Raw genomic sequence first — 17,150 nt, forward strand, 5'->3', positions numbered from 1 at the left:
GGGGCGCTGGGGGTAGGAACTGCGCGAGCCACCGAGAACCACGCGCACTCACGCACTCACGGCGTCCCCCCCCCCCGATGGGGGCAAACCCGCCGCCCGGGTTTTTCGCCCCCCCCCCGCGCGGCGCCCCCCCCCGCGCCCCCTGCCGGCCCCGGGCCGAGTGCGACCACGCGTTTCGCCTCGTCGAGGGCCACGTCGAAACCGGTCTCCGGATTATGCCGGAGCAGCTCAGTGGCACGGGCGTGCGCGGCCACCGCCGGGTTGGAACTCTCCGCGGCCCTCTCCAGCGCAGACTTGATCACGTCACCGAGGTCGACCAAGGCCCGGCTCAGACTCAGCTGCACAGTGCGATCGCCACGGCCCAGTTGCACAACCAGCTCGGCGGCCAGGTTCCTCTCCTCGTCCTCAGGCACCAGAACGACGGCAACGCGCCACGCGGTCCGCGCGACCTCGTCATCGGCGTCCCGCAGCATGTCCCGGGTGATCCAGTCCCACGTGCTCTTGTCGCCGATCTTGGAGAGTGTGTGCAGCGCCTGGCTGCGGGCCTGGGCACGTTCGGAGCCGAGCTCCTGGCGGATCCGGGGCAGACTGATCTTCGGCGGGAGGCGGGTCAGCGCCCACGACAGCATGTCTCGCACGAAGAAGTCCGGCTCGACCGCGCACCGCTCGACGAGCATCTCCAGGAACACAGGGTCGGGGTTCGAACCGACCGCCAGAGCCGTCTGAAGCCGGACCGACGCGTCCTCGGCGCCCAGGGCGTTGATCACGCGGGTGTCCAGCTGGGTATTGTCGTTCGTGTTGATCGGGACCACCTCCAGCGCCCAAGCGAAAACCTTGTCACCGTGTCAAGGTCAAGCTCGTGACCGGCGATGCGGCAAATCCGGTGGTCACAGAATCTGTCGCGCCCGCCAACGTGAGGCGGCGATCGGCGGGCCGAGGTACCCGCTCACGCTGCGCAGGGGCCGGTTGACAAGATGCCCGCCGACCCGGATGCCCGCGGACCCGGATGCCCGCCGACCCGGATCCCCGCCTCCCCCCGGAAATCGGTTCGCTGCCATGACACCGGATCAGCTCCAGACACTCAGCCGCCTCGCCGAGAAACGAACGGAACTCCAGCTGTCACCATCCCGCGAAGGTCAGCAGCCGTCGGCCCGCAACATCGCTACGGACTCGGGAGCCGTCGCCGCATTCCGAAGCACACCAGGGCTGTTCCGCCAGCGGCAGAACGCCCGACCGACCGGGCTCGACGGTCACTACAGTCCACTCTCATGGTGACGATTACCACGCGTACGGTCGAGTACCCAGCCGACGGCCTCACGATGATCGGGCACCTCGCGCTCCCCGCCACTGTCGACTGCCGGCCCGCGGTCCTGATCGGGCCCGAGGGGACGGGGCTCAGCGATGTCGAGCGCCGCCGGGCCGATGCGCTCGCCGAGCTGGGATACGTGGCGCTGGCCTTCGACCTCCACGGTGGGCGTTATCTGGGCGACCCCGAGGAGATGCTGGCCCGTTGCATGCCACTTCTCGCCGACCACGACCGGATGCGCGGCATCGGCCACGCGGCGCTCGAGGTGTTGCGGGCCGAACCGCGGGCGGACCCCGACCGGATCGCCGCCGTCGGCTACGGCACCGGGGGCGCAATCGTGCTGGAACTCGGGCGCCAGGGCGTCAGCCTACGCGCGATCGGGACGGTCAACGCCCTGACCACAGGCCGACCGGGCGAGGCGGCGCGCATTCGCTGCCCGGTGTGGGCCGGGGTGGGCTCGGAAGACCCGATCATGCCGCCCACACAACGCGAAGCGTTCACCGCCGAGATGCAGGCCGCGGGCGTCGACTGGCGCCTCGTGGTCTACGGCGGGGCCCTGCACGCCTTCCACCACCCACCGGTCGATCACACCGTGCTCCCCGGCGTCGGCCACCACCCACGGCACGCACAGCGGGCCTGGCGCGACATTGTCGATCTCCTCGCCGAGTGCCTGCCCGTGACGGAGTGACCGGGCCCACCCCACGAAGAGGTCACGGGCCCCTTGAACCGGCTTCACGTCGCACCACGAGGGCACGTTGCTCCTCCTCCCCAACCGACCCGGCACCGGCCGACCGTCCGGCTCGGAGAAGCGGCCTGCCGCCCCCGCTACGACGTGGGCGAAACGGCCAGGCGGCCCGGGACCATTGCCGAAGGTGACCAGGTCAGACCATGAAGGACAAGCCAGGAGTCATGGAACGCCCCGGTCGCGAGGGCAGTTTTATGATGTGCACTCACGCGACAGCGGTGCGCGGTGATCTCGACAGGGAGCACGTGGCCCCTTGGATGGACGACGCGCGGTCGGCCGCCCTGCGGCTGGTAGCCGTGGTGTGAGACGAAGATGCTGTCAGAGTATGGGCGGCATGTTCGCTTCGTAGCACTGTGAGGGAGTCATCATCACCGAGAGTCAGCCGACGCTGGAGGATGTCGTCGCCCCCCACTTGGACGTCGTCTTTGTGGGCATCAACCCGGGTCTCCCGTCGGCGCTTCGGGGCCACAACTTTGCCACCCCTGGCAACAGGATGTGGCCGGCCCTGCACCGCTCCGGTTTCACGGCGCATCTGTTCCGGCCCGAGCAGGAGCGTGACCTGCTGGCGCTGGGACTCGGCATCACGAGCATCGTGCGCAGGCCGACGGCCCGCGCGGCGGAGCTGACACGCAGTGAGTACGTGCGCGGGGGAGAGGACCTGCGCCGCCGGATGGAGGTCCTGCGGCCGAGGTGGCTCGCCTTGCTGGGCGTGACCGGGTACCGCGCGGCCTTCGGAGTCCGCGACGCCACCGTCGGCCCGCAGGCCGCCTCCATCGGCAAGGCCCAGGTGTGGATCCTGCCCAACCCGAGCGGTCTCAACGCCCATTTCCCGCCCGCGGCTCTGGCCGTGGAGTTCGCCAGGCTCCGGGTCGCGGCCGGTCTGCCCGACCGTTCCGGCCTGCTCGGCGACGGCCCCTTCGAGGACTCCTGACCCGCTCGTCGCGCGGCGACCTGACCGTTTCGCCATACGGACGCCGACTGCCGGTCTGGGCGGGGGAGTTGGCGTATGGCGCGGCCACGACGCCGATCGTCAGTGCACCACCCAGCCTGCCCAGGGCTGCAACGAGGCCGCTAGCCGAAGCTCCCGCGGGTCGGTGGCCCCCGGAACCGGGTGGTCCCGCGCCGTGAGCGGGGCCGGATCGGTCCGGCCCCGCCACCCTCATGGTCGCCGGCTCAGCGCCCGGTGGTACCCGGGTAGGGGGTGCCGTGCTCCTCGCCCGGCACCGGAACCACCGGGTCGCAGTGGCCGGACCCGTGCGTTCCCGGAGTGGAGGGCACTCCCGGCCCCAACACCCAGGCATCCACGAGCGGGTTCGACTTCTTCACGCGGGCATGCCGCACACGGACCGCTCCGAAGAGTTCACGAACAACGTCGGCGGGCCGGGCAGCGCCAGGACCGTCGACGTCGTCCCGGAAACCCCCCTTCAACCCACCGGACGTGCGGCCCCACCCGAGGTTGTCGCGACCCGCGAAGAAGTTCGGCGCTCGTCGCGGGGCCGGCGGGTGACCCGGGCCGGAGCTCGCCCCCACACCGCGCAGCTGCCCTGCCGATGCCCACCGCGCTCTCCGCCGCCACGCCCGTCGGCCGCACCCGGTCGCCTCGGGCTTCGGCAGCGATCCGCGCAGCTGACGCGGCCGCCGCTCCCAGGACCGCGCTTCGCGCCCTCGTTGCGGAATACGGTGACCGCCAAAGGGACGCACGCGACGTCGCACCGAAACGCGCCCGGACCGACAACGCTCGGCCACCGGAATAGCCGGACGGATCGAGAACCCCCAGGTCGCCGTGTCAGCTGAGCAGGGGCTGGAGGCCCTGGGTGGCCAGGGCCGGAAGCGGCGGATCACCGAACGGAACGCTCAAGACCCATCGGCCTGGTCAAACAGCCGCCCTCAGGCCGGCCGACCGCGCGGGCCGGCGGGCGAGCTGGCCGCGGCGGATGAGTCCGGGCGCCGGAGCGGACCCTCGACACGCCGGCCGCCGAGTCCGGATGGACAGGCATCGAGGCCGGTCGCAGCCAGGTCTGCCGGATCCTGCCGATCAGAAGCCGAGCGCCGGGAAACGTTCCCGCAGTGGCTGCACACCTACAGCCACCACCGTGGACACACCGAACTGAAAGGCCAACCACCCCCGGCCGCGTCCCCAACCTCACGGGTCAGTACACCTAGTGCTTGATGCCTACGCCCGCCAGCAGACTGATCTGGGCGTCCGTGGGCTCCGTACCGTCGGCCGGTCCGGCAGGCCGCCAGCGGTGGCAGCACACGATGCCGGGCTCGATGAGGTCGAGTCCGTCGAAGAAACGGCGTACGTCGCCGTGGGAACGGAATTGCACGGGTGCCCCGGACTTGGTGTAGACCTCCGCGACCTTGTTCCAGGTATCGGGATCGAAGTCAGGCGTGCAGTGGTTCATTGCGAGGGCGCTGCCGGCCGGAAGCGGGTCGAGAAGCCGGTGGATGATGGCGTACGGGTCGTGCGGGTCGGTGATGAAGTGCATGAGCGCGTTGAGGGAGAGCGCGATGGGCTGGTCGAAGTCCAGGACGTCCGCGTCCTGTACGGCGCTCATCAGCGCGTCGGGGTCTCTGACGTCGGCCTCGACATAGGCCGTACGCCCCTGCTTCGTGCTGCGCATGAGGCGTTCGGCGTACTTCAGGACGAGGGGGTCGTTGTCGGCGTACACGACGCGGGCGTCGGTCGCGACGGACTGGGCGACCTGGTGCAGGTTCGGTTCGGTCGGGATGCCCGTGCCGATGTCGAGCCACTGGCGGATGCCGTGCTCCTGCGCCAGGACACGGGTGGCGCGGTGCATGAACGCCCGGTTCTCGCGGGCCGTCACGTAGATGCCGGGGTGGGCGTCGGCGGCGACCAGGGCCGCTTCCTTGTCTATCTCGAAGTGGTCCTTCCCGCCCAGGAAGTAGTCGTACATCCGGGCCGAGTGCGCCTTGCTCGTGTCGAGTTCTCGGCCGGCCTGGCTGGTGGTCATGTTCTCCCCTTCGTGCGTGTATGTCTGTCAGCCCGCAGGCCAGGAATGGGACCCCGGTGCAGTCCCTGCCGTTCACCGCCCGTCATTTTGCGGCCACGGCGCAACGGTCGCCGACGAGCAGGCCCGTCACGGTGGACGGCCCGCAGTCCGGTCCGCCGCACAAGCACTTCGTATCCCGTGTCCCAGGCCGGACGACGCGAGCCGCACGCACTGCAGCCGACGCCCGCGCATCTCACGAACGGCCGCTGGTGCGTTGCTGCTGGAACGGGGATCAGTCACGCCCAACCTCCTGGGGAGCCGCCAACGACCCTACCTGCGGAACGACTTGGCGTCGTCATCAAGGTGATAACCGCGTTGCTGAAATTATCAGGGCGAAAGCGCGGCCTGTCACCGTCGCGGACGGGGGCGAGACCGGCCGCGCCGAGGGGAACGCCGATGGTCGCCTTCCGCCCAGCACCCCGCTCGTTCGGGTCCTGTCGTTCTGACCCGCCGCACCGCAGGACCGAGCACGCCTCAGCGGTGTCTGACGGTGGGGCGGAGGCCCAGATGCCGGGGTGCCGCGGTTGCCGCTTTCGCGGCCGCCTGGAGGACACAGTCGGCCGGCTCCGTACAAGCGCGCCGCTCCCGCTCGTCTCCGACCATCCGACGCCGTCCTCTCCCCGGTACGGCCTGCCGCGCTCCTCCTGGCAGGCGCAGTACCAGAACGCTACGGCAGGCAGACGGGCCGCGGTACGTCGTGGCACGGCAGCAATCCCTACGGGTGAACCGGGTTTGACGACAGCCTGGAGCCAGCCCGGAGGCCGCCGACGCGGGCGCCAACGGCTACCGGGGGTGGGAGAGCCGGGACGGCCTCAGGCGACGGGCGGCGGCCCCCGGATGACGAGGGACGGATCGCCGCCGAGGAGCCGGGCGCGGTTGCCCTCGTTGGACTCGTGCGGGACGCCGAGGGGGACGGCGGTCGACGGCTCGGCCGATTCACGCCTGGAACTCGGTGAGATCGATGGCATGAACGCGCAGCGGATAGCCGTACACCGGGTGCGCCGTCTCTCGCTCCGGCACCATGCCGAGCTTGTGGATGATGTTCTCGGAGGCGTCGTCCCCCACCCGGTTGATGCTGACGATGCGGTCGAGGCCGCGGTCCTGGAGCGCGAACTCCAGCGTGGCATGGGCGGCTTCGGATGCGTATCCCTGCCCCCAGAACTGTGAGCCGAGCCGCCAGCTGATCGCCACGGCGGGCAGTACCTCCGGCAGGAAATCGGGCACGGACAGACCCGTGAAGCCGGCGAGCTCACCCGAAGCCAGCAACTCCACGGCAAAAAGCCCGAACCCCTCCTCGTCCCACTCCTCCTCCCACTGCTCGATGGCTTGTGCCGTGCGGTCCAGGTCGTGCACTGAGCCGTCGTCGATCCAGCGCATGACCCGTGGGTCCGCGTTGATGTCCGCCATGGGCGCGAGGTCGTCGTCGTGCCAGCGGCGGAGGAGGAGGCGGGGAGTGATGATCTCGGTCATGGCGCTCATCCTGCCGAAGGCGACGTCCTCATCTGTAATCGGGCCGGCCTGTGCTGCCGGGCCCGTGGTGCGCGCCTTCGGCGTCGCTTCCGCGATGCGCTGTGCGCGCCCTGGACCAGCCACCAGGGCCATGGTGGTGCATCGAGGCAATGCGGTGGTCAAGATGACGGGATTGTCGACGCTGGTGGCGTAGCGGGTGGACTGGCGATACCTGCCGAAGGGCTCGGCACGGCTCTCGTCGGCGTCGCGTACCGTTCTGGCGTGTCCATGTCTCCGGCGCCGCAGTCGCCGTATCAGACGTCCCTCCACCCTTGGGGCGCCCCGTCCCCGGCCGCGCCGGAGAAGAGCGGGGTCGGCCTCATGGCCTTGATCATCGGTGGGGTCTTCCTCCTGATCGTCGCACTCCTGGCGACCCTGGTACTGGTCGGAAAGAAGGTCGAGAGCGGCTATCCGAAGGCCGAGTACGCCCTGACCGTGCCCGGGGCACTGGTCGACGGCCGCTACCGGCTGGCCAGGGACGACTCTCCCACCCTGGGCCGGGCGCTGGAGCGGAGCTGGCGGCACAGCTGGGACGCCGAGTCCGTCCACGGCGTCGTCGCGGTCTACCACGCCGACCCTGGCGACGGCGACCGGGGAGATCTCACCGTGACCGCCATGTACGGTCGGATCAGGAACACCGCCGAGGTGCGCGCCCGCGTGCTGGCGGACAACAACGCCCGTACCACCCGGGTGAAGTTACTGGTACGGCCGAAGGAGGTCACCACGCCCGGCTCCCGCATCAGGGTCGACTGCGAGGTTCTGACACGCACCTGGGCCGACCGGTCGACGCTCACCTACCCGGTCTGCGTCTGGGCGGACGGCAACACCTGGGCCCGGGTGGCGGACATGACCTTCGCCACCACGATGAACATCGACCTGAGGACCGCCGCCGAGACCGCTCTGCGGATCCGCTCCGAGATGGTGAAGCCGATCAGGTGACCTTTTCCGCCGCGCGGGCGTCCCCTCCTCCCGTGCGGCGCCCGTCCGCAGGCCCGTTTCGGGGCTCGTCGGCGGCGGAGCGGGTCATACCGCGCCGAGCGACTTTAGGCTGACCGCCCATGAGGAGACGCGCCACGGCGGAGCGACTCCGTGGGCAAAAAAAGGGGGGAACGATGACGGGATTCGCGTTACCGGCTGGTTTACGGGCGGAACTGGAAGCCGCGTTCGGGACCGGGCTGGCATGTGTGCGGGTGCATGTGCACGCAACGGCTCCCCAAGGCGGGCCGGTGGCCTGGGCCGTCGGGGACGACATTCACCTGACACCCGGTGCCTGGCAGCCCGGCTCCTCCTGGAGCCGACAGGTGCTGGGGCACGAGGTGGCACACGTGGTACAGCAACGAGCAGGCCGGGTCGCGCCCGGAAGCGACCGCGCGGCACTGGAGGCAGAGGCCCACACGGCGGGATGGCGTTTCGCCGGCGGACTGCCCGTACGACTGCCCGACGGTCCCGACGGTCCCGACGGCCCCGACGGTCCCGACGGTCCACGGGCACTGCCGACGCCCGCAGTCCAGGCGTGGAACCAGGTGACGCCGGGCCAGCGGGCTGCCGCGGGCGTGGTCGTGGGCGCCTCCGTATGGTCGTCCCCGACGGCCGCGCAGGACGCCTTCATCGGCCAGAACAACGTCTCCTACGCCGCGGTCCCCGCCCCCGCCGACCCACCGGCGTCGTTCCTCAACCCGGCCGGACAGCTCCATCTGGTCTCGGCCGACCCGGCAGGCGTCACCTTGCGGGTGTCGGCGAACGGCCGACTGGCCATCGAGGACTGCCGGCTCACAGCCCGACAGCCGAAAGTCTTCTACGCCACCCAGGCACTCATCGACGACAGCAACGCCTGGCGACGTGCGCTGGGGGATGCCGTCGAACTGGTGCCGGACTCAGCGGTCGAGAACCAGACCATCACCGTGAACGGACAAGTCCTGCGCAGGGTGACCGCCCGCCTCAACAGCTGGGGCGGGCGCGGAATCGCCGCGATAGGTTCCCAGAACTGCAACGACATCGTCAATGGCGCCCTGGGCTCCGGCGAGATCCAGATCGCCGCGCCCGACGGCATCGGCGCGCTGCCCCCACAGCTGCCGGAATTCGAGATCGCCCGCTTCCTCGTCCACCCGGCCCCACCGGGGGTCACCGGAGCCCCGCACAGCATCCAACAGGCCGACTCCGCGCGGGTCATCGCCACGGCATACGGCACCGCGCTGCGCACCGACACCTGGCGGGTGATCGGGGGCCTACCGGCGAACCGCCACTTCGGAGTGAACCAGTACGTACAGCCGGACGTCGGCGAGGCGTTCATGACCATCTCTCTGCAGGACGTACCGGCCGGAGATGATCTGGCGCACGCAGTGCTCAGCACCGACCACAGCCGGCCCGGAGCCCCCGTCCTGGACCTGACCTCCTTCTGGAGCGCCCACTACGCCGGCGTGGTGATACGGGACGGCAACGACGTGATCACGCTGGAGAACTACGCCCGCAACAGGGAGGGTGCGCCCAGCGACGGCGCCCGCGCCCGGATCGGTCACTACTTCCAGATGTACGACACCGATGCCGCGGCTCCACTCGGCCACACCTTCCACGGCGCCTGGACCTCGGCCGCGGTCCGCCCCGTCGTCCCCGCCCTCGCGGGCGACGCGGAAAAGGCGGCGGGCACCACGCACAGGCCGGTGCCCAACGGCGTCAAGTCCTTCACCAACCCGCTGACCGTACGCACGAACCTGACCGGCATGGGCTACTACGTCCAACTGCCGGGCCTCCTCGCGAACCTGACCAACGACCAGCTGCGCACCGCGTACACGGCGGCGGGCGGCGGAGCGGTCAGCCCGCTCACCCAGCTCAGGACACTGGGCCGGGGCAGCCTCTACGCCCACCGGCTGCAAGCGCTGAACAAGCGGGTACCGGTGGGTGACATCGACCCCTGGATGAAGCTGCTCAGCATGATGAACGATCCGAACTCCGGCACGGACCGCCGACTGCGCGGCTTCGTCAGCCACACCCTGGCCGCGTTCACGGCTCTGCCCACCAAGTAGCCGGGGTGCCGTGACCGGAGTACGTCCTGTCGCCCCGGACCTGGTCCGGCCCGCGGCGCCGGACGCGTAGGCGAGGGGAGGCGGGCCACCGTGCACGGCGGCTGTCGGCACGGCCGTGCACGTCCAGGCCCATCGCACTGCGCCGCCATTTCGCCCATCACGCGCCGCCGCGCCCCGGCATCACGCACCCCCCCGCTCGGCCTCCCGGGCGGAGCCCCCTTCACTGCCGGACCGGCGCGCGTCCACCTCGGGGGCGGATGATCGAATAATCCGGTCCTGAGCGGGGTAGGACGGACGCCAGGCGTCTTTCGTCAGCGGAAGACCCTGCTACTCATCCAGCCGGTACCCCGGCAAGACCGAAGGACGACGCAGTATGGCCAGCGGCACCGTGAAGTGGTTCAACTCCGAGAAGGGCTTCGGTTTCATCGCCCAGGACGGCGGTGGCCCCGACGTCTTCGCCCACTACTCGAACATTTCGGGCAACGGGTACCGCGAGCTGATCGAGGGAGAGCCGGTCACGTTCGACGTAACCCAGGGCCAGAAGGGCCCGCAGGCCGAGAACATCGTCCGCGGCTGACCTACCCGATGGCCTGCGGAGCTCCGTGTGAGGTGGCACCACCGACGCGGGGTGGAGCAGCTCGGTAGCTCGCCGGGCTCATAACCCAGAGGTGGCAGGTCCACATCCTGTCCCCGTTGCCAAAGCCAGGGGCCCGGCACCAGCCGGGCCCCTGCGCGTTCCTCAACCGCTGTCCCGTACCCCGCCCGGGGCGGTCCCGCTTCGGGCGAGCCGTGCCGTGCTCTGCCCAGGCGGCCGACGCGAGAGCGACGTGGAACGGGGTCCCAGGAGAGTCGTCGTGGCTGTGTCGGACGGAGTTGAGGCGCCAACCGGCGAGCATCACGCTCCGCCTGCGGACGAGGTGTCTGGCCCGTCGCGCGTCCGGGACGGTTCGGAACAACACGATCGACATCACCGAGGTCGGCAACGCGCGGCCGATTGCGCGCGGGATCGTCAACCGGCTCGCGATGGCCGGGGACCTGTAAAGATGGAGCGCCGGCCTTCGAACCGGGTGTCGTCGGAAGTTGTCGGGCCCGGAGTGCAGGTCTACTTCCGCGCCCCGCTCATCCGCGAAAGCGGCGGAGGTTTTTCCCAGCACCTGTGCGCGACTTCAGAAAGTCGTTCTCCGTGACCAACTCCGCTACCTGCACCAGCAGTTGACCAGCCATAGACGTCAGCTTGCTGTTCTCGGCGGCCAGCCCGTCAACCGTTGACTTCAGTGCGCTGTTCTCTGCGGCCAGTTCATCCTTCTCGACCGCCAGTGCTTTGTACTTCCAGGCGAAGCCCCCCAATGCGCCGACGGCCAGAACGCCGACGGTGACCCCAGCCGCTGCCCTGGCTTTGGTGAACCTGCCTCCTGTTGACCCGGCAGCGTCCTTGCCGATGCAGACGTGGCCCGTCCGGCGCGAGTGCTCTTGTGCCTCATCGAGATCGTCACTTTCGTACGAGCACGAAACGCATCGGTAATTGATCATCGGTCGTTTCCCTCCCCCAGAGGGATGACCTTGCCACAGGTCACGTCCCTTCGGACACCACTTGGTCGTCTTCGCGGAGACCGCCCACAGTCCGTGTGCAGCCCCTGTCGGTCGGACTTCGCAAGGAAGCCGTCCGTGGGAGACGACCGCCCGGGACGAGGACGGCAGGCCGGGACCACCTTCCTGCGCGGCGGTGCGTCGGCGCAGGTGCCCGTCGGCGCCACGGTGGTGGTTCCGCACCATGATCTGGTTCAGGGCCTGGCGTCTCACCGAAGAGGTCACTCCTTGGAGTGACACCGGCCCCGGATGCCGTCGTCCGGGGGAGTGACGGCGGTGCGGAAATCGCCCGCCAACGAGTGACGATCTTGTGCGGCCGTCCTGGCTCAACGGCTTCCGCGCGGCCCCCGGGCCGCAAGGGAAATCAACCCCAGGAGGAAACAATGGGTCACCGGCCCTCGCCGACAAGCGCAGACGACCGTCTGGCCACGCCGGTAGACCTCGCTCCACCAGGCTCCAAGGACGGATCATGAAGGCCATCATCTACCGCGACAACGGCACTCCCGACGTTCTGCAGTTCGTCGACCGTGACCTGCCGACGCCCGGCCCCGGTGAGGTTCGCGTCCGGGGCGCCGTGTCCGGGGTCAACCCGACCGGCTGGCAGGCGCGCTCCGGCGCCGGCCATGGCCACGATCCCGCGGAGCGACGAAGATCAGGCAGCAGTCGATGACGGCCGCGTCGCGTCTCGCTGCCAGTGCTTCGGCGGCCGCCGGACCCGGGGCCTTCTGTGATCAAATGAACGTTCGGCTACGGGGAGGATGACGGCGTGAGCGACGAGTGCCTTGCGTGCGATCTCATGGAGGGCAGGACCCCGCTACCGGGCGGGAACCTGTTGCGGACGCAGCTCTGGGTTGTCGAGCACTGCGTCGGCCCCCTGGGCCTTGGTGCCGTCGTGGTCAAGCCGGTCCGACATGTGGTGCACGTGGCCGACCTGACGGCCCAAGAGTCCATGGAGCTCGGACCTCTGCTGCAGAAGGTGAGCGCTGCAGTCACTGACGTGACGGCACCTGAGCAGGTGTATGTATGCCTGTGGTCCCATGCCGGCGGCGTTCCCGGACACATCCATTTCGTCGTGCAACCCGCCGGTGCGGAAGACATGGCACGCTTCGACGCCTTCGGTCCCGCGCTGCAGGTGGCCATGGGGGAGGCGCGGTGCTTCCCGCCGGCGGTGGAGGTGGAGCGGGTCTGTCACCGGCTGAGGGAAGCCCTGAGCTCCAGTTCAGCCGGCGGTTGATCGTCTGGGCACGGTTGCGACGCGCGGTCACGGATCCGGCGTGCGCGTGGATGGTTGTTTCGCCAACAGTTCGCCGGTGACCAGGAAGGTCACGCGGCGGGCGATGGACATGGCATGATCCGCGAACTCGTCCTCCATGACGCGGCCCTCGTCATCGCCCACCCGCTCGGCTACCACGACAAGAGCACCCCCCGCTCGGGCGCTGTCGGTCGTCCTCGCGCGCGAGGGCACGAGGAACACACCTGCGTGCGCACGGCGCCCCGGTGCCGCCTCGCTGCACGGTCCGGCCCGGGCCGTCTACGCCTCGCGGCGCTCTGCTTCCTCCCGTGTGGGCTGGGACGGGACTCTCGTCGTGAGCGGTGCGATGGGGCGGGTGCTGGTGCGGGGGGCTCCTTCGTAGCGGCTCGGAAAGGGGTACTTGCGGTCCAGGAACCTGCGGATGGCGGCCTCGGCAGCCGATCTGGCATCCGGGGGCGTGTCCACGTCGTTGAGGCAGAAGAAGTCGATGTCCTCGCCGGCCGCGAGGCGGGCCAGACGGCGGTGCATGTCCGGTGTGCCCAGCTGGACGTAGCGGAAGCGGTAGCCGGCGGGGACGGCACGGGCCGTTGCCATCGCCCAGTGGTGATGGAGCGTGGATGCCGGAGCGACGTCGGAGGTGGCGCGGAAACGGGAAAAGGACGTCCGTTCGAGTTCCTCGATTCCCAGGCTCTCCATCTCGCGCATCACGGAGAGCAGTTGGGGGTGCGGGGTGTGCAGCGACTTGTGCGTGATGTGTCTGCCGTGGAAACGCCTGATCACCTCGCGGGCGTTCTTGCCGGCGGAGTTCGGGGCGGGTTCGAGCGGGTGCGGGGCACCTACGCCGAGTTTCAGGGGAGACAGGGGGATGCGGGCGATGCCGTTGCCGTGGAAGAAGTGCTCGGGCTGTACCGGGCGGTTGATGAAGACGTCGTCGTTGAAGTAGAGGTAGTGCTCCGACAGGCCCGGGATGTGGTGCAGGCGGCTCTCTATCGCGTGCGAGTTGAAGACCGGGAGCGCGTCCGGCGGGAGGATCTCCCGGTGGTCGATCACCGTCAGGCCTTCCGCCCCCGGGTCCAGCCAGCACGGGATCTGGGAGTCGGTGACCAGGTAGACGTGCCGGACGAATCCGGCGTACATCTCCAGCGAGCGCAGCGCGTACTTCAGTTCGTCATGGCTGGTGTAGCGGGAGGCGCCGGTCTCGCGCGGAGCGATGCGGTTGGCGGAGAGCTCCTGATGTGCCCGGCGCTTCGCGGCCATCGCCGGATCGTCCCCGTCCACCCAGGTGTACACGGCGTCGACGGGGAACAGCACCTCGTCGATGCCGGCCTCGGCGAACGGGACGAACGTCGGGACGGTGCGGCCGCGAACCGCCACCGCCGCCGGTTGCCGCGCCGCCAACGGGAGCACTTCCGCCACGGGGTTGCGGCGCGGGGCGACGAGCGCGGCTCCGAAGACGTCCGGCAGCCGACTGCCGGGCACGGTGAGCCAGGCGGGATCGGTGCCGCCGGCGCTGCCCCCGGCTGAATCCGAAGGGGCGCCCAGGTCCCGGCCGTGCCGCCAGAACTCGATGTCGCACCCCGTCTCCAGGCCGCTGAGCACCTGCCCTAACGGGCCGAGGCGCACCACGCCGGTGCGGAGTACGGCGGCCCGCCGCAGCGTCCGTGGCAACCTGCCGTCGGCCCACAGCACCGCGGTCGTCACGGCGCCGCCCGGTCCGACGGTGCCGACGTACCCGGCGGTGCACGCGAAGCGCTGGGCGGCCCGGGCGAGGATCGCGTCGCGGTACGTCTCCTCGACACCGACGACCTGCCGCGGCGCCCCGTGTCCGTGGTCGGAGGGGACCAGGAAGTACGGCACGTGCAGCCCTTCCATCAGGGTGCAGACCCGTCCGAGATCGGCTTCTGTGGCGTCCGCGGCCGTGTAGGCGTCGACCGTACACCCGTACAGTCGCGTCGATCCGAAGGCGATCCGGTGCCCGGGGACGGCGGCGCGCAGGCGTCGTCGGGCCCGCGTCGCACGCAGCGCCCAGAGCCTGGCCGACAGCCACGCGCACGGGCGCGCCAGCAGGTCGCGGGCGGCGCGCAGGCCCGCGAGCGCCATGAACCTGAACCGGTGACGGATGCCCATGTCCCCTTCAGCCCCCGTCAGTTCTGCTTCTCGAAGGGGCTCGCGAAGGGGAAGTAGTCCTCCAGGAACTCGTGCATCCGGAGGCCGACCCGCTCCCGCTCCTCCGGCGGCACGTCGACGTCGTTGAGGCAGAAGAAGTCGAAGCGGCGGGTGCGGCGCAGGTCGGCCAGGCGGGCCTCGGCGTCCGGACGGCTGATGTTGACGTACCGGAAGCCGAACTGGCCCGGCACACCGCGGCCGGTCATCAGCGCGTACTGGTAGAGCAGTGGGGCCGTCACAGCGATGTCCTGCGGCGAGCGGAAACGGGACGCCGTGGTGCGGCCGATGTCCTCCGGGAAGAGGCCCTCCAGGTCCCGCAGGGTCTCGCGCTGCTGCGGCAGCGGGGTGTGCATGAAGTTGTTCGTGGTCATCCGGCCGAACCTCTCCAGCAGAAGCCGGCGGACGTTCTTGCTCGCGGAGTTGGTGGCGGTCTCCTCGGCGTGCGGCTTGCCGACCCCGATCTTGAGCGGGGACACCGGGATCTTCATCAGACCGCTGCCGTGGAAGAAGTGTTCCGCGGTGACCCGGCGGCCGACGAACACGTCGTCGTTGAAGTAGAGGTAGTGGTCCGACAGGCCGGGAATGTGGTGCAACCGGGTCTCGATCGCGTGCGAGTTGAACACCGGCAGGACGTCCGCCGGGAAGATGTCGCGGTGGTCGACGACCGTGATCCCCGGGGCCGTGTCGTCGAGCCAGTGCGGCTTCTGGCCGTCGGTCACGAGGTAGATGTGCCGGACGAAGTCGGCGTACATGGCGAGCGAGCGCAGTGAGTACTTCAGCTCGTCGTGGCTGGTGTAGCGGGAGGCATTGGTCTCCTTGTCCAGGATCTCGGCGGTGCCGCGCTCCTGGTAGCGAGCGCGCTTGGCCCGCATCTCCGGCTCTTCTCCGTCCACCCAGGTGTAGACGACGTCGACGGGGAACGTCACGTCGTTCACGGTCGGCAGAGTGAGCGCGGCGAAGCTCGGCAGCTCGCGGTCGCCGATCCGGACCACGGCCGGTGTCTGCTCGGACCCCGGCAGTACGTCCGTGATGCCGTTGTTCCGGGGTGCGACGAGGGACTCGGCGAAGACGTCCTCGGAGGCCTGCGGCTGGACCGAGGCCAGGCGCTGGGGACCTGCGGCGGAGGCGAGGAGCTCTGCCCCGTCCTCCCAGAACTCGACGTCGCAGGCGAGTTCCGGTCCGGCGAGCAGCTGGCCGGCGGGGCCCAGGTGGTTCTCCCCGATCCGCAGGACCGGGGCCGTACGCAGCGCGGCCGGCAGGACACCGTCCATGAACAGGGCGGGGTGCCTGAGCTTTCCGCCGGGCAGCGGTCTGCCGATGAACACCGCCTTCCCCGCGTACTGCGCCTCCAGGGCGGTGAGGAGACGCTCCCGGTCCACGGCATTCACACCGACCGTGTGGCGCGTGCGGGAGGCCGGCACCAGGAAGTAGGGGATGCCCTCCTGCTCCAGTGCGGCAAGGACCAGTTCGAGGTTGGCGGCGGCCGCCTCGGCAGCGCCGAACCGGGTCACGACCCGTCCGTAGAGCCGCTGGCCGTGCACCGCCACCGGACGGAGCACCGGGTCCGTGACCGCCGCCATGCGGCGCCGCCGCATGGTGCGCAGCTGCCACACCTTCTCGGCGGCCTTCCGCTCGACTCGCGGTCGCATCCGCCGGGCAAAGGAACGCACGGTCACGTTCTTGGCTCCTCTACATCAACCCCTGCACATCCTTGTGTTAACCAGACGGACATCTGGGCCGGATGGTTGTAAGAAATTTCTCAGAAAATTAAGGAAACATTGAACACATACGCGCCGATGTCAAACCTGGGTGTGATAAAGGCCTGGCAGTACGCGGTGATGGTGATGGCTACCATCGGCAGGATCGCGAGGGTCAGGACGCCGCCGGTGGAGGTGAGGACGGGGTGGCCGGCCGCGGTGACGACGAGGCCGGAGTGCGGGCCGCCCGTGGTACCGCGTCCCCGCCGAAGGCCACCACGAACACGGCGTCCGCTGCCGTAGCGCCATCCGTCGACTGACACCAGGCAACTCTCCCTGTCGCGCGGTTGCTTCACCCTGCGGCCCATGACCGACGGGGAGTTGCCCCTGGGGGCACTGCTGGTGCGGCCGGAGGAGCGGCAGCGGGCGATCGCCGTGCAGGCCGAAGCAGCCCGGGAGAAGTTCACGGAGCAGACAGCACTGTTGGACGGGCTCGGCAGCCGCTGGCTCGACATCAACCACCGAGTCACGAATAGCGCAGCTCCCGAATACTGCCTCGTCACCAGTAAATGACCAGGCCGCCGGGCTCGGCGGAAGGTCGTGGCCGGCACCCCGCGGGACTCCCTGTACGTGCTCGACGTTTTTTACCACCGCGACGGCGGCCGCCGTCGGGAGATGATCGTCACCGACATCGCGAGCTGCAGCGACATCGTGTTCGGGCTGCTGACTCTGGCCGGCTCCGCCTACGCCCCGCAGCGCGGCGACCTGCCTGACCAGAGGATGCAGCGCATCGACCGCACGGCCGCCTACGGCACGCTCCAGGGTGCGGCCCGCGGTCGGATCGGCTCTCGCGT

Annotated in this window: 17 protein-coding genes, 1 tRNA gene and 2 pseudogenes; 11 read left to right on the forward strand and 9 right to left on the reverse strand. The window is 69.8% G+C overall.

Annotation, left to right across the window (positions count from 1 at the left end):
* Positions 1–56: 56 nt before the first annotated feature.
* The gene (locus tag AB0472_RS42515) at positions 57–803 is read right to left on the reverse strand and encodes a HEAT repeat domain-containing protein (RefSeq protein WP_366364781.1); all 747 of its coding nucleotides are present in this window, start codon (positions 801–803) and stop codon (positions 57–59) included.
* A 465-nt stretch (positions 804–1,268) separates the two neighbouring features.
* Here AB0472_RS42515 and AB0472_RS42520 point away from each other — a divergent pair, with 465 nt between their 5' ends.
* The 3 genes and pseudogenes from AB0472_RS42520 to AB0472_RS42530 all read left to right on the forward strand — a co-directional run.
* Entirely contained in the window at positions 1,269–1,994 is a 726-nt protein-coding gene (locus AB0472_RS42520; protein WP_366364745.1) for a dienelactone hydrolase family protein, read from the forward strand.
* Positions 1,995–2,439: 445 nt separating this feature from the next.
* A complete protein-coding gene (gene mug / locus AB0472_RS42525; RefSeq protein WP_366364782.1) occupies positions 2,440–2,982 on the forward strand; it encodes a G/U mismatch-specific DNA glycosylase in 543 nt (180 codons plus the stop codon).
* Between the two features lie 1,104 nt (positions 2,983–4,086).
* Positions 4,087–4,214: pseudogene (locus AB0472_RS42530) on the forward strand (IS481 family transposase); the annotation flags it as partial.
* On the opposite strand, the gene AB0472_RS42535 reads toward AB0472_RS42530, so the two are convergent.
* The 3 genes from AB0472_RS42535 to AB0472_RS42545 form a co-directional block, all read right to left on the reverse strand.
* The gene (locus tag AB0472_RS42535; protein ID WP_366364746.1) at positions 4,211–5,026 is read right to left on the reverse strand and encodes an SAM-dependent methyltransferase; all 816 of its coding nucleotides are present in this window, start codon (positions 5,024–5,026) and stop codon (positions 4,211–4,213) included. The pseudogene AB0472_RS42530 and the gene AB0472_RS42535 sit on opposite strands and share 4 nt — an antisense overlap.
* Positions 5,027–5,877: 851 nt before the next feature.
* Positions 5,878–6,033, reverse strand: coding sequence for a hypothetical protein (locus AB0472_RS42540; protein ID WP_366364747.1), 156 nt, complete (start codon positions 6,031–6,033; stop codon positions 5,878–5,880).
* Complete coding sequence (locus AB0472_RS42545) at positions 6,002–6,535, reverse strand: GNAT family N-acetyltransferase (RefSeq protein WP_366364783.1); 534 nt, start codon at positions 6,533–6,535, stop codon at positions 6,002–6,004. The genes AB0472_RS42540 and AB0472_RS42545 overlap by 32 nt, the downstream gene beginning before the upstream one ends.
* Positions 6,536–6,796: 261 nt before the next feature.
* Here AB0472_RS42545 and AB0472_RS42550 point away from each other — a divergent pair, with 261 nt between their 5' ends.
* The 4 genes from AB0472_RS42550 to AB0472_RS42565 all read left to right on the forward strand — a co-directional run bounded on the left by AB0472_RS42550 (position 6,797) and on the right by AB0472_RS42565 (position 10,293).
* Positions 6,797–7,513 carry a hypothetical protein gene (locus tag AB0472_RS42550; RefSeq protein ID WP_366364748.1) on the forward strand — a complete coding sequence of 239 codons (717 nt, stop codon included), beginning with the start codon at positions 6,797–6,799 and terminating at the stop codon, positions 7,511–7,513.
* Positions 7,514–7,686: 173 nt separating this feature from the next.
* Positions 7,687–9,594 (forward strand): DUF4157 domain-containing protein, encoded by a 1,908-nt coding sequence (locus AB0472_RS42555; protein WP_366364749.1) that lies wholly within the window; start codon positions 7,687–7,689, stop codon positions 9,592–9,594.
* A gap of 373 nt (positions 9,595–9,967) precedes the next feature.
* Positions 9,968–10,171 carry a cold-shock protein gene (locus tag AB0472_RS42560; protein WP_046583865.1) on the forward strand — a complete coding sequence of 68 codons (204 nt, stop codon included), beginning with the start codon at positions 9,968–9,970 and terminating at the stop codon, positions 10,169–10,171.
* A gap of 45 nt (positions 10,172–10,216) precedes the next feature.
* Positions 10,217–10,293, forward strand: a tRNA-Met gene (locus tag AB0472_RS42565).
* Between the two features lie 420 nt (positions 10,294–10,713).
* Here AB0472_RS42565 and AB0472_RS42570 read toward each other — a convergent pair.
* Entirely contained in the window at positions 10,714–11,124 is a 411-nt protein-coding gene (locus tag AB0472_RS42570) for a hypothetical protein (RefSeq protein ID WP_366364750.1), read from the reverse strand.
* Positions 11,125–11,650: 526 nt separating this feature from the next.
* On the opposite strand from AB0472_RS42570, the gene AB0472_RS42575 reads away from it, so the two are divergent.
* Positions 11,651–11,851, forward strand: coding sequence for a hypothetical protein (locus AB0472_RS42575; protein ID WP_366364751.1), 201 nt, complete (start codon positions 11,651–11,653; stop codon positions 11,849–11,851).
* 96 nt (positions 11,852–11,947) lie between these two features.
* Positions 11,948–12,415, forward strand: coding sequence for a hypothetical protein (locus tag AB0472_RS42580; protein ID WP_366364752.1), 468 nt, complete (start codon positions 11,948–11,950; stop codon positions 12,413–12,415).
* A gap of 27 nt (positions 12,416–12,442) precedes the next feature.
* Here the strand turns inward: AB0472_RS42580 and AB0472_RS42585 are convergent, their stop codons facing one another.
* From AB0472_RS42585 to AB0472_RS42600, 4 genes are all read right to left on the reverse strand, one after another.
* On the reverse strand, positions 12,443–12,592 hold the full coding sequence (locus tag AB0472_RS42585; RefSeq protein ID WP_366364753.1) for a hypothetical protein: 150 nt from the start codon (positions 12,590–12,592) through the stop codon (positions 12,443–12,445).
* Positions 12,593–12,712: 120 nt separating this feature from the next.
* A complete protein-coding gene (locus AB0472_RS42590; RefSeq protein WP_366364754.1) occupies positions 12,713–14,560 on the reverse strand; it encodes a stealth family protein in 1,848 nt (615 codons plus the stop codon).
* A gap of 17 nt (positions 14,561–14,577) precedes the next feature.
* Positions 14,578–16,275: a stealth family protein gene (locus AB0472_RS42595; RefSeq protein WP_366364755.1), complete on the reverse strand. Its 1,698-nt coding sequence runs from the start codon at positions 16,273–16,275 to the stop codon at positions 14,578–14,580.
* An 83-nt stretch (positions 16,276–16,358) separates the two neighbouring features.
* Complete coding sequence (locus AB0472_RS42600) at positions 16,359–16,619, reverse strand: hypothetical protein (RefSeq protein WP_366364756.1); 261 nt, start codon at positions 16,617–16,619, stop codon at positions 16,359–16,361.
* 43 nt (positions 16,620–16,662) lie between these two features.
* Between AB0472_RS42600 and AB0472_RS42605 the strand changes: the two genes are divergently transcribed.
* Positions 16,663–16,869, forward strand: coding sequence for a hypothetical protein (locus AB0472_RS42605; protein WP_366364757.1), 207 nt, complete (start codon positions 16,663–16,665; stop codon positions 16,867–16,869).
* Positions 16,862–17,085 (forward strand): annotated as a pseudogene (locus tag AB0472_RS42610) (Tn3 family transposase); the annotation flags it as partial. The gene AB0472_RS42605 and the pseudogene AB0472_RS42610, both read left to right, overlap by 8 nt.
* Positions 17,086–17,150: the final 65 nt, after the last annotated feature.

It is taken from the genome of Streptomyces sp. NPDC086777, assembly GCF_040702065.1.
Taxonomy (GTDB): domain Bacteria; phylum Actinomycetota; class Actinomycetes; order Streptomycetales; family Streptomycetaceae; genus Streptomyces.

Bases quoted from the DNA above. Each gene is read 5' to 3' on its own strand.
- AB0472_RS42520 (WP_366364745.1), top strand. From the start codon at position 1,269: ATGGTGACGATTACCACGCGTACGGTCGAGTACCCAGCCGACGGCCTC.
- AB0472_RS42560 (WP_046583865.1), top strand. From the start codon at position 9,968: ATGGCCAGCGGCACCGTGAAGTGGTTCAACTCCGAGAAGGGCTTCGGT.
- AB0472_RS42575 (WP_366364751.1), top strand. From the start codon at position 11,651: ATGAAGGCCATCATCTACCGCGACAACGGCACTCCCGACGTTCTGCAG.
- AB0472_RS42540 (WP_366364747.1), bottom strand. From the start codon at position 6,033: ATGCCATCGATCTCACCGAGTTCCAGGCGTGAATCGGCCGAGCCGTCG.
- AB0472_RS42605 (WP_366364757.1), top strand. From the start codon at position 16,663: ATGACCGACGGGGAGTTGCCCCTGGGGGCACTGCTGGTGCGGCCGGAG.
- AB0472_RS42555 (WP_366364749.1), top strand. From the start codon at position 7,687: ATGACGGGATTCGCGTTACCGGCTGGTTTACGGGCGGAACTGGAAGCC.
- AB0472_RS42545 (WP_366364783.1), bottom strand. From the start codon at position 6,535: ATGACCGAGATCATCACTCCCCGCCTCCTCCTCCGCCGCTGGCACGAC.
- AB0472_RS42590 (WP_366364754.1), bottom strand. From the start codon at position 14,560: ATGGGCATCCGTCACCGGTTCAGGTTCATGGCGCTCGCGGGCCTGCGC.
- AB0472_RS42535 (WP_366364746.1), bottom strand. From the start codon at position 5,026: ATGACCACCAGCCAGGCCGGCCGAGAACTCGACACGAGCAAGGCGCAC.
- AB0472_RS42570 (WP_366364750.1), bottom strand. From the start codon at position 11,124: ATGATCAATTACCGATGCGTTTCGTGCTCGTACGAAAGTGACGATCTC.